At 64.6% G+C, this 14,492-nt stretch carries 11 protein-coding genes; all 11 read right to left on the minus strand.

Annotated elements, in window-relative coordinates:
* Positions 1-18: 18 nt before the first annotated feature.
* Positions 19-528 carry a peptide deformylase gene (gene def, locus B843_RS07535; protein WP_025252902.1) on the minus strand — a complete coding sequence of 170 codons (510 nt, stop codon included), beginning with the start codon at positions 526-528 and terminating at the stop codon, positions 19-21.
* A gap of 173 nt (positions 529-701) precedes the next feature.
* Entirely contained in the window at positions 702-2,729 is a 2,028-nt protein-coding gene (locus B843_RS07540) for a primosomal protein N' (RefSeq protein ID WP_025252903.1), read from the minus strand.
* Between the two features lie 65 nt (positions 2,730-2,794).
* Positions 2,795-4,027: a methionine adenosyltransferase gene (gene metK / locus B843_RS07545; RefSeq protein ID WP_025252904.1), complete on the minus strand. Its 1,233-nt coding sequence runs from the start codon at positions 4,025-4,027 to the stop codon at positions 2,795-2,797.
* 158 nt (positions 4,028-4,185) lie between these two features.
* Positions 4,186-5,463, minus strand: coding sequence for a bifunctional phosphopantothenoylcysteine decarboxylase/phosphopantothenate--cysteine ligase CoaBC (gene coaBC, locus B843_RS07550; protein ID WP_051483474.1), 1,278 nt, complete (start codon positions 5,461-5,463; stop codon positions 4,186-4,188).
* Between the two features lie 93 nt (positions 5,464-5,556).
* Positions 5,557-5,835 carry a DNA-directed RNA polymerase subunit omega gene (gene rpoZ / locus B843_RS07555; protein WP_025252906.1) on the minus strand — a complete coding sequence of 93 codons (279 nt, stop codon included), beginning with the start codon at positions 5,833-5,835 and terminating at the stop codon, positions 5,557-5,559.
* A gap of 63 nt (positions 5,836-5,898) precedes the next feature.
* Positions 5,899-6,471 carry a guanylate kinase gene (gene gmk / locus B843_RS07560; protein ID WP_025252907.1) on the minus strand — a complete coding sequence of 191 codons (573 nt, stop codon included), beginning with the start codon at positions 6,469-6,471 and terminating at the stop codon, positions 5,899-5,901.
* A gap of 3 nt (positions 6,472-6,474) precedes the next feature.
* The gene (gene mihF / locus B843_RS07565; protein WP_025252908.1) at positions 6,475-6,798 is read right to left on the minus strand and encodes an integration host factor, actinobacterial type; all 324 of its coding nucleotides are present in this window, start codon (positions 6,796-6,798) and stop codon (positions 6,475-6,477) included.
* Positions 6,799-7,081: 283 nt separating this feature from the next.
* Positions 7,082-8,605, minus strand: a complete 1,524-nt coding sequence (locus tag B843_RS07570; protein ID WP_025251850.1) for an IS1634 family transposase — start codon at positions 8,603-8,605, stop codon at positions 7,082-7,084.
* A gap of 379 nt (positions 8,606-8,984) precedes the next feature.
* Positions 8,985-9,809 carry an orotidine-5'-phosphate decarboxylase gene (gene pyrF, locus B843_RS07575; protein ID WP_025252909.1) on the minus strand — a complete coding sequence of 275 codons (825 nt, stop codon included), beginning with the start codon at positions 9,807-9,809 and terminating at the stop codon, positions 8,985-8,987.
* A gap of 92 nt (positions 9,810-9,901) precedes the next feature.
* Complete coding sequence (gene carB / locus B843_RS07580) at positions 9,902-13,243, minus strand: carbamoyl-phosphate synthase large subunit (RefSeq protein WP_025252910.1); 3,342 nt, start codon at positions 13,241-13,243, stop codon at positions 9,902-9,904.
* A 26-nt stretch (positions 13,244-13,269) separates the two neighbouring features.
* Positions 13,270-14,415 carry a glutamine-hydrolyzing carbamoyl-phosphate synthase small subunit gene (gene carA, locus B843_RS07585; protein WP_025252911.1) on the minus strand — a complete coding sequence of 382 codons (1,146 nt, stop codon included), beginning with the start codon at positions 14,413-14,415 and terminating at the stop codon, positions 13,270-13,272.
* Between the last annotated feature and the right edge of the window lie 77 nt (positions 14,416-14,492).

The raw sequence follows: 14,492 nt of genomic DNA on the forward strand, positions 1-14,492 counted from the left end.
ACTCTCGCTTTCCTCGGCCTAGCGGTTGAACCACTCGGACTGGCGCACCGCGGCCATGGCCTCCTTGCGCGCGTCCTTCTCCAGGCGCCGCAGGAACAGCACTCCGTCGAGGTGGTCGGTCTCGTGCTGGATGCAGCGAGCCATGAGCCCGGAGGCCACCATCGAGACGGGCTTGCCCTCCATGTCCACGCCCGAGACCTTCACGGTCTGGAACCGGGTGGTCTCGGCGGAGATGTCCGGGATGGACAGGCAGCCCTCCGCGCCGGTCTGGGTCTCCTCCCCGATCGCCTCCCACACGGGGTTGATGATGTGGCCGCGCAGGCCGTCCTCCTGATGCGAGCAGTCGAAGACGAAGACCCGGCGCAGCACGCCCACCTGGTTGGCGGCAAGGCCCACCCCACCCGCGGCATCCATCGTCTCCAGCATGTCGCTGACCAGCTGCTCCACTGTGTGGTCGAAGACGGTGATCTCCTCCGCACGGGTGGTGAGAACTGGATCGCCGAAGAGGCGGATGTCGAGGACGGACACTCAGGGCTCCTTTTCAAGGGTAGGGATTTTCCTTAAAGACCCTACGCCACGCGCATCATTTAGTCACTCTGCCTTGAGGTATGGCAGGCGCACCCTTGGTTTGTCCGGTCGGACGAACAATCCAAAGGGCACCTTCAAGAAGCGAGGATTCGCATGTGACCCGAGGATTTGCCCTAGCCAATCCGGATGGGATCCACCTGCACCCTCAGCGGCAGCGTGTCCTTCCGCGCGGCGCGCGCGACGAGCCCCTTCTTGAGGATGGCTCCCAGCTGCGAGCGCGGCCCGAGCGGGGTGCGGATGAGCACCCGCTGCGCGGGGCCGAAGCTCTTCTCGTCGTATTCTCCGGGCAGCTTCACCCCGGGCGGGAGGTCGACCGGCCCTAGCACCTCCGCGTGCGGCGGCAGCTCGATGCTCTCGAGGTAGGACTCGATGGAGGAGTTCGCGCCGTCGATGGCGGCGATGTTGACCGCCGGCGGGAAGTGGACGTCCTTGCGCGCGTCCAGCTCCGCGCGGGCGGCTCCGACCACGTCCCAGCGGATGAGCGACTGCACGACGCCGAGCCCCGGGTCGGCGACCACGACTACCTCCCCGCCCTTGGAGCCCGGCGCCACCAGCGAGGCGAGGTGAATCCACTTGGCAAAGGCGTCCTCGGTCGCGCGCAGGTCCTGGCGCCCGAGCATCGACCAGGTGTCCACGATGACGGCCGCCCCATAGGCGCCGTCCACCACACGCGGCTCGGCGCCGGGGGTGGCCACGACGATCTGCGAGGATGCCGCGACCTCGTCGACGACCCGGTTCCCGCCCGAGGTCACCACGGGGATCTGCGGGAAGGCCCGGCCGATCTCCTCCGCGGTGCGTTCCTGCCCCACAACCACGGCGCGCACCTTGGTGGAGCCGCAGTTGCCGCAGCGATGGTGGCTATCGGGGCGCCCGCACCACCCGCAGGTGGGCACGCCCGCGTCGGATCCCCCGTGGGTCGTGGGGATTCCCAGCGGCCCGTTGCAATAGCGGCACCGCGAGGGGGCGCGGCAATTTCCGCAGCTCAGGGTGGGCACGTATCCCTTTCTGGGCACCTGAACGATGACCGGGTCTCCCCTGCCGATCGCCGCCCGCAGCGCGTGGAAGGCGGCGCCGGGCATGCGGGCGAAGCGCGCCGCGGGGTCGCGCTCCAGGGCGAAGTCGGAGTCGGCCGCGGCATGGATGTACGGCATGCGCTTGCGGATCGCCTCGCGCGGCGCGACGAGGTCGTGCGCCCAACCGGAGTCAACCAGAAGCTGTGCCTCCGCCGTACGTGAAGAGGAGGCGATGAGGAAGGAGGACTTTTGCTGCACGCAGCGGGTGCTGAGCACCTCGCGGGCGTGCACATAGGGGGCACGCTGCTCCACGAGGTTCTCGTCCCCGTCGTCCTTGATCACGCACAGGCGCAGGTTTTCCACCGGCGCGAAGGCCGCGCTGCGCGTTCCCACCACGACCCTTCCCTGCCCATGCAGCACGGAGAGGAAACGGCGGTAGCGCGCCTGCGGGCCTAACCCGGCGCTGAGCTCGGTGATCTGCTTCTTTCCCAGGTTGCGCGCCACCGCCTCAATGAGCGTATCGACGTCCCGCTGGTCGGGAACCACGATGATGACGCCGCCGCCGTCGATGGCGACCTTGGCCGCGAGCCCCGCGACCCCCTCGTCCCACCTGTCGCCGGGCGCGACCTGCCACACCCCCCGGGCGGTCGACCCACCGATGACGGCGTCGACGAAGCTCTGGCCGTGGACATACCCCGACCAGATCGAGAGATCGGGTTCGGTGGCGGTGCCCAGCTCCTCCCACGGCGTGGACGTGTCCGACTCCTCCGCCTTGGCGTGGCGGGGCGGGATGGCTAGGCGGATGACGTCGGAGGTGACCCCGGCGTAGCGGGTGGCCAGCGACTCGATGAGCTTGCGGCTAAAGGGCGGCATCACCACCTCGCTGGAGACGACCCGCTCGATGTAGCGGAGGTCGCCCTCGTGCTCGCTCACCGAGGTGCGCTCGAAGACGATGGCGTCGACGGTGCGTCCGGCGAATTTGACCCGCACCCGAATGCCGGGAACGACGTCCTCGTCCTGCTCGGTGTCCACGAGGTAGTCGAAGAGGCGATCGAGGTGGGCGATCCCCAAAAGCGGCAACACCCGCGCAACCGGCAGGGAGTGTGCTGGTTCACGGGTGTTGCTCATGGTTACAGATGATAACCCACGGCGTCGAAACGCAACGGCTGGGTTCCGTCCCCCACCTTGTGGGTTTAGGACAGCGCGAGGTACTCGCGCAGCGCGTCGACGCGGTCGGTGCGCTCCCAGGGGAGGTCGAGGTCCGCGCGGCCGAAGTGACCGTAGGCGGCGGTCTGCGCGTAAATCGGGCGCAGCAGGTCGAGCTCGCGGATGATCGCCTTGGGCCGCAGGTCGAAGACCTCGGTGACCGCGTCCTGGATCTGGGAGTCGGACAGGCCGTGCTTGGCGGTGCCGAAGGTCTCCACGTAGAGGCCCACCGGCTTCGCGCGGCCGATCGCGTACGCAACCTGCACCTCGGCGCGGTCCGCAAGGTCGGCCGCGACGATGTTCTTGGCCACCCAGCGCATAGCGTAGGCCGCGGAGCGGTCGACCTTGCTCGGGTCCTTGCCGGAGAAGGCGCCGCCGCCGTGGCGGGCCATGCCGCCGTAGGTGTCCACGATGATCTTGCGGCCGGTCAGGCCAGCGTCGCCCATCGGACCGCCCAGGATGAAGGACCCGGAGGGGTTGACCAGCAGGGTGTAGTCGGTCTCCAGGGTCTCCTTGACCCCGGCGTCCTCGAGCACCCACTCGACGACGTTCTCGCGGATCTGCTCGGCCAGCCAGTCCTGAGTGACCGAGTCGTCGTGCTGGGTGGAGACGACGACGGTGTCGATGGCGCGCGGGGTGCCGTCCTCGTCGTAGGCGAGGGTGACCTGGGTCTTCCCGTCCGGGCGCAGGTGGTCGACGATGCCCTCCTTGCGCACCTGGGTCAGGCGGCGCGACAGGCGGTGGGCCAGGTCGATGGGCAGCGGCATGGAGGTGGCCGTCTCGTTGGAGGCATAGCCGAACATCAGGCCCTGGTCGCCAGCGCCCGCCTGATCGTCGTCATCGGCCTGCTCGCCGGAGCGCACCTCCTGGGAGTTGGTGACGCCGTCGCCGATCTCCTGGGACTGCTCGCCGATGGCGATGTTGACGCCGCAGGTGCGGCCGTCGAAGCCGACGGCGGAGGAGGTGAACCCGATCTCCACGAGCTTCTCGCGGACGAGCTTGGGGATCTCGACGTAGGCCGTGGTGCTCACCTCGCCCACGACATGGACCTGGCCGGTGGTCACGAGGGTCTCGACGGCCACGCGGGCATGCGGATCCTTCTCGAGCAGGGCGTCCAGGATGGTATCTGAAATGGCATCGCAGATCTTGTCCGGATGTCCTTCAGTCACGGATTCACTGGTGAAGAGGCGGAAAGTAGTCGCCTGGGAGTTCTCAGTCACTTCGTAATTCCTTAGATGAAGAAGTTGGGGTGCGTTGTTCGCAGCTGGGGACCACCGAATGACGCGGGGCGCGCGCCAAGAAGCGCCGCCCCATTCGATGCCTTCTGAACAAATTAGACCAAGCTGTCTAAATTTGCAAGATTCGCCGCGCCACTCCCCTAGAGAATCTCCTCTAGCGCCTCGATGATCTGCGCCGCAACCTCGTTCTTCGGGCCCGCGGTCACCTCGCGCACGTCACCGGACTTGCTCAGGATGAAGCCCTCGTTGCTGGACTTTCCGAAGACCTTGCCCTCGGAGACGTCGTTGCACATGAGCAGGTCGCAGCCCTTCTTCTGGATCTTGATCCGGGCAAAGTCGAGCGCGCTGTGGGTCTCGTCGCCGGTTTCCGCGGCGAAGCCCACGATCTTCGCGCCCTCCTTGAGCCCGCCGCCGTCGCGCGTCGCGACGAGCTCTCGGAGGATGTCGGGGTTTTCCACCAAGTTGATCGTGTCCAGCTGGTTGTCGGCCGCGCCCTTTTTCAGCTTTGACGACGCCACGGTCTCGGGACGGTAGTCCGCCACGGCGGCCGCCATGATGACGACATCGGCATCCGCGCTGTGCTCGAGCATCGCCTCGCGCATCTCGCGGGCGGAGACCACCTTGACGATCCTCGCGCCGCTCGGGCAGTCGAGCTTGTCCGTGGCACCTGCCACGATGGTGACCTCGGCCCCCTTGTGCGCAGCGATCTCCGCGAGCGCGAATCCCTGCTTGCCGCTCGAGCGGTTGCCGACGTAGCGCACCGGATCGATGGCCTCCTGGGTGCCGCCAGCCGAGATGACCACCTTCTTGCCCTCCAGCGTGCGGTCCAGCCGGTGCCCGGCGAGCACCGTGCGGGCCAGCTCGGCGATCTGCTCGGGCTCCGTTAGGCGGCCCGGACCGGAGTCCTTGCCCGTCAGTCGCCCGTGGGCAGGCTCGAGCACGGTGATGCCCCGCGAGCGCAGCGTGGCCACGTTCGCCTGGGTGGCGGGGTTGAGCCACATCTCGGTGTGCATGGCGGGAGCAAGGACCACCGGGCACGTGGCCACGAGCAGGGTCGCCGAGAGCAGGTCGTCTCCCCTGCCAGCGGCCACGCGGGCCATGAAGTCGGCGGTGGCCGGGGCGACGACCACGAGGTCGGCCTCCTGCCCGATCTTGACGTGTCGGACCTCGTCGACGGCCTCGAAGACCGTGGTGGAAACGGGGTTACCCGAAAGCGCCTCGAAGGTAGCCTTGCCGACGAAGTTGAGCGCGCTTGCGGTGGGAACCACCCAGACGTCGTCGCCGGTTTCCTTGAAGTTGCGGATCAGGTGGCAGGCCTTGTAGGCGGCGATCCCTCCCGCGACGCCGACAACGATCTTTGACTGTCGTTCCACTTCTTCCCCTTCGCTACGGTCACCGTCGGTGACAAGATTCCTCATTCAAAAATACAGGCCTGCATGCCAAAAGGCCCCCACATCCTCGGATTTGGAAGAAATCCGGGAGTGAAGGCCTGAAGGTTCACACCGTAGGGCTTAGCCCTCTTCGTGATCGAGCAGTCCAGCCTCGATCTCGCGCAGTGCGATAGACAGCGGCTTCTCCTGCGCCTCTGGGGTGACCAGAGGACCGACGAACTCGAAAACGCCCTCGTCCGCCTGCTGGTAGTAGCTGTTGATCTGGCGCGCGCGCTTGGCCGCGAAGATCACCAGCGCGTACTTGGAAGACACGCGCTTGAGCAGCTCATCGATCGGAGGCGCGGTAATGCCGGTTGGCGGGTCGAAAACACCGTCGTTGCTGTCGTTCACGTTAGTCACGTTACTCACAGTCACCTTTTCTAGAAAGCTTGTGGTCAAGTAGCAAGACCGTCCACGCCGGGGTTACAGCCCCAGCAGGATATCTCGGATCTCTGCTACGGTCTCGTCGACGTCATCGTTGACGACGACGTGAGTGAACTCGTCCTGAGCGGCAAGTTCGGTCCGAGCGGTCTCGAGGCGGCGTCGGATGACGTCCTCCGGCTCGGTTCCGCGACCGGTGAGCCGCTCGACGAGCACGTCCCACGACGGCGGCGCCAAAAACACCGTCGCCGCTTCCGGCTTCAGGGCAGCCACGTTGCGGGCGCCCTCGAGATCGACCTCCACCAACACGGGACGTCCTTCAGTCAAGGCCTGATCCACTGGCCCCGAGGGGGTTCCAGATCGCTGCAGACCGCCGTGGATGTCCGCCCATTCGAGCATCTCCCCACGGTCGATGTGCTCCTGGAACTCTTCCGGAGTCACGAAGAAGTAATCCCTACCGTGCACCTCGCCGGGGCGAGGCTTGCGAGTGGTCATTGAGACGCTGAAGTAGAGATTGGGGACTTCCTCGCGGAGGCGACTAACCACGGTGGACTTTCCCACTGCAGAGGGGCCGGCTAGGACAACCAGCCTGCCGTTTTGGTCATCGCCCGGCATGGATTAGTCCTCCGAGAAGCCGAAACGCTCCAGCAGGGCGCGACGCTGACGGTCGCCGAGGCCGCGCAGACGGCGGGTCTGGGCGATCTCGAGCTCGTCCATGATCTCCTTGGCCTTCACCTTGCCGACCTTGGGCAGGGACTCAAGCAACGCAGAAACCTTGGTCTTGCCGATGATCTCATCGGTGGAAGCCTTGGCGAGCACCTCCTTCAGGGTGATATCGCCGCGCTTGAGCTGCTCCTTCAGCTCTGCACGTGCCTTGCGGGCCTCAGCAGCCTTTGCAAGGGCTTCCTTACGCTGCTCATCAGTCAACTGGGGAAGGGCCACGGGGTTCCTCCGATTCAAATTCTTATAGCTAACAATGCTGGCGCGGTACACGCCGAGAATCAACCATACACACGAACACCGGACGGGACACGGCTCAAGGGCTAAGTCCCGCTCATGAAGCGCCGGTGCACCGGCCACAGTTTCCCTGGTCCGAGGACCTAGAAACTCACGCCGAAAAGTCGCCGCAAACCGGTTGCGATTTGCTGGTGCATGAGCGATTTCCGCCTAGTGTACCACTGATTGACAAAAGTCTAGCCCGAGTTAGGTCAGATTAGTGCCGAAATTAGGGTTGGAGGATTTTGGTGACGATGGCTTGGGTGTCAGCGGGTAGCGGTGTCGCGGCGTGGATGGCGCGGCCGGCGACGGTGAGTTCGAAACTCCGGTACTTTTTCAAGGTTCTCACGAGTCGTTTGATGGTTTCCCCTGTGGCGTTTTCCATCATTTTGCTGATCGCGAGTGCAGCCATCACGATGTTGAGGTGAGCGTTGATGGAGTCGTGCTTGCGCGCGTATATCGGCCTGGCCTGGAGGTCTGATTTTGCCATCCGAAACGACCGCTCAATGTTGAGCAGTCGACGGTACATCCCCAACACATCAGAAGCAGACATGCTGGTCAGGGTGGTTTCGTATCCTTTGATTCCTGCTAGCTGCCGGTGTTTGGCAGCGAGTGTGAAGTTGACTTGTTTGTTCGGGGCTTTCAAATCAACGTAGCGATTGCGTTTGATGGCTACCTCACCGTTGACAGCACGCTTGGCTTTGGCGAGCTGCTCGTCGATCCCACGGACGGTTCGCCTAGCTCGATCAAACGAGTAGTGATAATGCGTCACCGAGTTCGGGGTACCGCTTTGACGTCCGTCGGAAAACGACGGCTGTGACCAGATCTGCCCGTGGGTGTACTCCAGTCCGGGATGTTGACGTACCCAGGAGGCAATAACCTCAGGCACGTTGGGCACTTTGGTGGACAAAATATAGTCCAGACCAGCATCGATAATCGCTTGCTTGTTACCAGCAGAAAACATGCCCGCATCAGCGACGACAGTGACCTCGTTTAAGTTGTAGGCCTGCTGGAAAGCTCGAATCATCGGCAGCATCGTGTGCGTTTCTGCTTTGTTGCCTTCGAACGCCCCAATATGCAGTGGAAAACCGGTTTGGTCGGCGAGCAACCCGACCAAGATTTGGGGTTCGACTCGCCGTTCTTTGGAGTACCCAGATTTGCGAAGATCATCCGGGGTGTCAGTTTCGAAATACAAGGTCGTGACATCGTAGAGAATGAAACTTCCCCGACCAACACCTGCGTGACGAGCCAAGCACTGGGACAGGATTTCCCGGAAATCATCCGTCGCGTACCCGGGTAGTCGGCGTTGGATCGTTTTGTAGCTTGCCGACGCAACACCTACTTCCGCAAGAGTTTCAATCGAGTCCAATTTCGATCCGGGTTGGATAATCCGAGCCCTGACTAGATCCAAAAACACCTGATCGTCACCGGTTGCAACATCCAAACCAAGCCGCTGGTAACACGCGTCAATACAGTCAAGTAGATACCCGGCCTTCTGCCCCGTCACCGGGAGTGGATTGTCCTTCGAACCGGATCCGCCTAGGGCTGTGCCCAAGCCCCCTAAGGGGAGATCTAAGACCAGCTGGTCCCCGTCGATGATGCGCTGCGCTTGAGCCTTTAACAACGACAATTCATGCTCATCGTGAGCTGATCCGACATGCCGCAGCGTCTTTTTGCCCGCATGCTCACCAAAAACAACTTGCACAGCGGTAGCCCCAGAAGCAGTCTTCACAGTACGGACATAGGGACTCATAAAAGATCACACTAACAGCTACCCCCACGACCGCACCCTTAGTGCCGAAAAACCACCACCAACCAACACAAACCACCAGGTCAACACGTCAAGGACTAATATGTCACACCAAAATGACCTAAGTCAGGTTTCCCTGGTCCGAGGACCTAGAAACTCACGCCGAAAAGTCGCCGCAAACCGGTTGCGATTTGCTGGTGCATGAGCGATTTCCGCCTAGTGTACCACTGATTGACAAAAGTCTAGGTAAAGGGGCATAAACTTTCCAAACACGCAGGTCGCGCCGTTTTGTGCGACCTGCGGTTTTAGGATTAAATCCCACCGACGTAATTTATCCTACAAGCTGAAACCGATTGCGTTTTGCCGCGCGTTTTGGGGTGCTTTATTTAAAGCTCGCCCCAGCCTCCACGACCGCTTGCGTTAGCTTGTCGACGCCAGGGCCTTGCCGCAAAATGGCGCGAGACACGTTCGGGAATCCGAGCTCCACGACGCCCTCGGTCAGCCGGAGCACGTTCTCGGCCGTCGCCCCCTGAGCGCCCACGCCAGGAAGCAGAATCGGGCCGTTGAGCTCCGAGAGCGCAGGCGGCGTGGCCAGGGTCGCGCCCACCACGACGCCAACATTGCCGTAGTGCCCATCCGCCTTCCACTGGGCGTTTGAGGCCGCGGCAGCGTCGACGACCTGCTGCGAGATGGAGCGACCGTCACCGCCCCGCTGATCCTGCAGCTCACGGGCCTCGGGGTTGGAGGTGGCCGCGAGGACAAACACGCCCTTTGCTTGTTCCTCAGCAAGCTCCAAGATTGGCTTGAGGGAACCGTAACCGAGGTACGGGGAAACCGTGACCGCGTCCGCGACCAGCGGCGAGTCCGGATCCAGCCACGCGTGGGCGTACCCGGCCATCGTCGATCCGATGTCGCCCCGCTTGGCGTCCGCGACGACGAGCGTGCCCGCCTCCCGCAGCTCGGCCAGTGCCTCTTCGAGCACCGCGAAGCCGGCGGAGCCGAACGCCTCGTAGAAGGCGACCTGGGGCTTGACCAGCGCCACGTTTCCCTTGAAAGCAGCCACGCAGGCCTGGGTGAAGGCCCGCAGGCCCTCGACCGTGGTGCCGAGCCCCCACTGCTCCAGCAGCGCCGCGTGCGGGTCGATTCCCACGCACAGGCGCCCGTGGCGTCGGCCCGCCTCAACGAGCTTGTCACCAAAAGTCTTCATGAGTGATCCCTGTCCTAAGTAAGTATGTAGACGAAAGCCGCCGTCGTTTCGAGAAACGAACGTGACGGCGGCTTCATGGGTGTCAACCGCGTTTAGGCGGAGTGGTCGAGCTCCTGGAGCGCGCGGACCTTGATCTCGCCCTCGCGCAGAGCCTCGATGCCCTGGACCGCAGCGGTAACGCCCTGGACGGTGGTCACCAGGGACACGCCGACGTTGACGGCGGCGGCGCGAATCTCGTAGCCGTCGTGGCGCGCACCGGCGGAACCAGCCGGGGTGTTGAGGATGAGGTCAACCTCGCCAGCCTTGATGAGGTCGACGATTGAGCGCTTCCCGCTCTGCTCCTCGCCGCGGACCTCGCTCTGCTTTGCCACGGTCTCGCAGTCCACGCCGTTGCGGCGCAGCATGGCCGCGGTGCCGCTGGTGGCGAGGATCTTGAAGCCCATGGAGGCTAGGCGCTGGATCGGGAAGATCAGCGTGCGCTTGTCGCGGTTGGCAACGGAGACGAACACGGTTCCCTCGGTGGGCAGCGGGCCGAAGGCACCGAGCTCTGCCTTGCCGTAGGCGGCACCAAAGTTATCTGCCAGGCCCATGACCTCGCCGGTGGACTTCATCTCGGGGCTGAGCAGGGTGTCCATCATCGTGCCGTCCGGGCGGCGGAAGCGGTTGAACGGAAGCACCGCCTCCTTCACCGCGATCGGCGCGTCCAGCGGCAGGGAGCCGCCGTCGTACTCGGTCGGGATGAGCCCCTCGGCCTGCAGGTCCTTGATGGAGGAACCGGTCATGATGCGCGCCGCGGCCTTGGCCAGGTGCACGCCGGTGGCCTTGGAGACGAACGGCACCGTGCGCGAGGCGCGCGGGTTCGCCTCGATGACGTAGAGGATGTCGTCCTTCAGCGCGTACTGGACGTTCATGAGGCCCTTGACGCCGATACCATGCGCGAGCGCGGCGGTCGAGCGGCGGACGTTTTCGATGTCCTCCGGGCCGAGCGTCATCGGCGGCAGAGCGCAGGCGGAGTCACCGGAGTGGATGCCCGCCTCCTCGATGTGCTCCATGACGCCGGCGAGGTAGACGTCCTCGCCGTCGCACAGCGCGTCGACGTCGATCTCGATGGCGTTGTCGAGGAACCGGTCGACCAGCACCGGGTGGTCCGAGGTGATCTCGGTGGCGCGGTCGATGTAGTCGTGCAGGGAGGCCTCGTCGTAGACGATCTCCATGCCGCGGCCGCCCAAGACGTAGGACGGGCGAACGAGGACCGGGTAGCCGATCTCGGAGGCCACGGCCTTTGCCTCATCGAAGGAGGTGGCGGTGCCGAACTTCGGGGCGGGCAGGTTCGCCTTGCGCAGGACCTCGCCGAACTCGCCGCGATCCTCGGCCAGGTCGATCGCCTCCGGGGTGGTGCCGATGATCGGCACGCCAGCGTCGCGCAGCTTCTCCGCCAGGCCCAGCGGGGTCTGGCCGCCGAGCTGGACGATGACGCCCGCCACGTTTCCGGACAGGGTCTCGGCGTGGTAGACCTCCATGACGTCCTCGAAGGTCAAGGGCTCGAAGTAGAGGCGGTCGGCGGTGTCGTAGTCGGTGGAGACGGTCTCCGGGTTGCAGTTGACCATGACGGTCTCGTAGCCGACGCGGGAGAGCTCCAAGGCGGCGTGGACGCAGGAGTAGTCAAACTCGATGCCCTGGCCGATGCGGTTCGGGCCGGAGCCCAGGATGATGATCTTGTCCTTCTCAGTCTGCGGGCGCACCTCGGACTCGGCGGCCGGGTCGAGCTCGTAGGCCGAGTAGTGGTACGGGGTGGTCGCCTCGAACTCGGCGGCGCAGGTGTCGACGGTCTTGAACACCGGGCGGATGCCTAGCGACCAGCGCAGGCGGCGCACGCCGTCCTCGCCCGCGAACTCCGGGCGCAGGGCCGCGATCTGGCGGTCGGAGAGGCCAAAGAACTTTGCGCGACGCAGGAGCTTTTCGTCGAGCACCTTGGCGTCGACAAGCTCAGTGCGGAAATCGACGAGCGACTTCAGCTCCTCGAGGAACCACGGATCAATGCCGGAAGCCTCGTGGACCTGCTCGACGGTGGCGCCCAGGCGCAGCGCGAGCTCGGCGTCGTACATGCGGCCCTCGGTGGGGCGGACGAGGTCCTTGAGCACCGCGTCGAGGTCGCCCGCACGCTCGCCGGCGAAGGACTCGTCGGAGACGGTCCAGAAACCGGCCTGCTTGTTCTCGAGCGAGCGCATGACCTTGCCGAGGGCGGCGATGTAGTTGCGGCCCAGGCTCATGGCCTCGCCGACCGACTTCATCGTTGTGGTCAGGGTGTCGTCGGCGCCGACGAACTTCTCGAAGGCAAAGCGCGGGGCCTTGACCACGACGTAGTCGAGGGTCGGCTCGAAGGCGGCCGGGGTGACGCCGGTGATGTCGTTGGTGATCTCGTCGAGGGTGTAGCCGATGGCGAGCTTCGCGGCGATCTTCGCGATCGGGAAGCCGGTGGCCTTCGAGGCCAGCGCCGAGGAGCGGGACACGCGCGGGTTCATCTCGATGGTGATGAGGCGGCCGTCGTTGGGGTTGACGGCGAACTGGATGTTGCATCCGCCGGTGTCCACGCCGACCTCGCGGATGATCGCGATGCCCTGGTTGCGCATCTTCTGGTACTCGCGGTCGGTCAGCGTCAGCGCCGGGGCGACGGTCACGGAGTCACCGGTGTGGACGCCGAGGGCGTCGACGTTCTCGATGGAGCAGATGACGACCACGTTGTCCGCGCCGTCACGCATGAGCTCGAGCTCGTACTCCTTCCAGCCGAGGATGGACTCCTCGATCAGGACGTTCGCCTCGGGCGAGGCGGCCAGGCCACCGCCCGCGATGCGGTCTAGGTCCTCCTGGTTGAAGGCGAGGCCGGAGCCCAGGCCACCCATGGTGAACGAGGGGCGGACGACGACCGGCAGACCGAGCTCGGCGACGGTCTCGTGGACCTCGTCCATGTTGTGGCACACGCGCGAGCGGGCAGACTCGCCGCCGATCTTGGCCACGATGTCCTTGAACTTCTGGCGGTCCTCGCCGCGCTCGATGGCGTCGATGTCGGCACCGATGAGCTCGACGCCGTACTTCTTCAGGGAGCCGCGGCGATCCAGCTGGATGGCGGCGTTGAGAGCGGTCTGGCCGCCCAGGGTGGCCAGCACGGCGTCGATCGGGTGGCCCTGCTCGATCTCCTTCTCGAAGATCTTCTCGATGTACTCGGGCTGGATCGGCTCGACGTAGGTGTGGTCGGCGAACTCCGGGTCGGTCATGATGGTGGCCGGGTTGGAGTTGATGAGGGTGACCCGCAGGCCCTCCTCCTTGAGCACGCGGCACGCCTGGGTGCCGGAGTAGTCAAACTCGCAGGCCTGGCCGATGACGATCGGTCCGGAACCGATGACCAGGACGTGGTTGATGTCAGTGCGCTTTGGCATAAGTTCTTCTTGCTCCTGGTCTCTGCTTACTTGGCAGCCTTGGTGGACTGCATGAGTTCAATGAACTGGTCGAACAGCGGGTTCGCGTCGTGCGGGCCGGCGGCGGCCTCCGGGTGGTACTGGACCGAGTAGGCCATGCCGTTCTTCAGGGCCACGCCCTCGACCGTGCCGTCGTTGAGGCAGGTGTGGGTGACCAGGGCGGTGCCGAAGGGGGTCTCGAACTCCTTGCCCGCCTCGCCCTTGAGCGCGAAGCCGTGGTTCTGTGCGGTGATGTCGATCTTGCCGGTGAGGTGGTTGAGCACCGGGACGTTGATGCCGCGGTGGCCGAACTTCATCTTGTAGGTGTCAAGTCCCAGCGCGCGGCCCAGGATCTGGTTGCCGAAGCAGATGCCGAACAGCGGGATCTTGGCGTCTAGGATCTCCCGAACGATGCCGACCATCACGTCGGCGGTGGCCGGGTCGCCCGGGCCGTTGGAGATGAACACGCCGTCCGGGTTGTAGGCCTTGATGTCCTCGAAGGAGGTGTTGGCCGGGACCACGATCGTCTTGATGCCGCGCTTGGCGAAGTTGCGCGGGGTGTTGGTCTTGATACCCATGTCGTAGGCGACCACGGTGAAGGTGGGCTCGCCCTCCGGCTCGACGACGTAGGCGGCCTCGGTGGAAACCTCCTTGGCCAGGTCGGAGCCCGCCATGGACGGCTGGGAGTTGACGATGGCCACGAGCTCTTCTTCCGGCTTCTCCGCGTCGGCGCCGGAGAAGACGCCAGCCGCGATCGAGCCGAAGTTGCGGAGGTGGCGAACGATCGCGCGGGTGTCGACACCGGAGATGCCCACGATGCCCTGGGCGATCATCTCGTCCTCGAGGCTGCGGTTGGCGCGCCAGTTGGACACGCGGTGGGAAAGATCGCGGATGACGAGGCCTGCGACCCAGATCTTATCGCCGTGGGACTCACCGTCCTCGTCGTTCCAGCCGGTGTTGCCGATCTGCGGGGCGGTAGCCACGACGATCTGGCGGTGGTAGGAAGGATCGGTCATCGTCTCCTGGTAACCCGTCATGGCGGTGGTGAACACTGCCTCACCCAGGGTGGTGCCCACGGCACCAAAGCTCTGGCCACGGAACACGCGGCCGTCTGCCAACACGAGGACAGCTTCCGAACGGGGGTTGGACGTCACTGCGTCGCCTTTCTGCTGATCTTTCGATTCACGTTTCTATGCGGTCCGTCTCAGTGGAGGTCGCATATTATTTTGGT

Origin of the sequence: Corynebacterium vitaeruminis DSM 20294, assembly GCF_000550805.1 — a bacterium.
Lineage (GTDB): Bacteria > Actinomycetota > Actinomycetes > Mycobacteriales > Mycobacteriaceae > Corynebacterium > Corynebacterium vitaeruminis.

Bases quoted from the DNA above. Each gene is read 5' to 3' on its own strand.
- pyrF (WP_025252909.1), bottom strand. From the start codon at position 9,809: ATGAAGACTTTTGGTGACAAGCTCGTTGAGGCGGGCCGACGCCACGGG.
- gmk (WP_025252907.1), bottom strand. From the start codon at position 6,471: ATGCCGGGCGATGACCAAAACGGCAGGCTGGTTGTCCTAGCCGGCCCC.
- coaBC (WP_051483474.1), bottom strand. From the start codon at position 5,463: ATGAGGAATCTTGTCACCGACGGTGACCGTAGCGAAGGGGAAGAAGTG.
- B843_RS07570 (WP_025251850.1), bottom strand. From the start codon at position 8,605: ATGAGTCCCTATGTCCGTACTGTGAAGACTGCTTCTGGGGCTACCGCT.
- carB (WP_025252910.1), bottom strand. From the start codon at position 13,243: ATGCCAAAGCGCACTGACATCAACCACGTCCTGGTCATCGGTTCCGGA.
- B843_RS07540 (WP_025252903.1), bottom strand. From the start codon at position 2,729: ATGAGCAACACCCGTGAACCAGCACACTCCCTGCCGGTTGCGCGGGTG.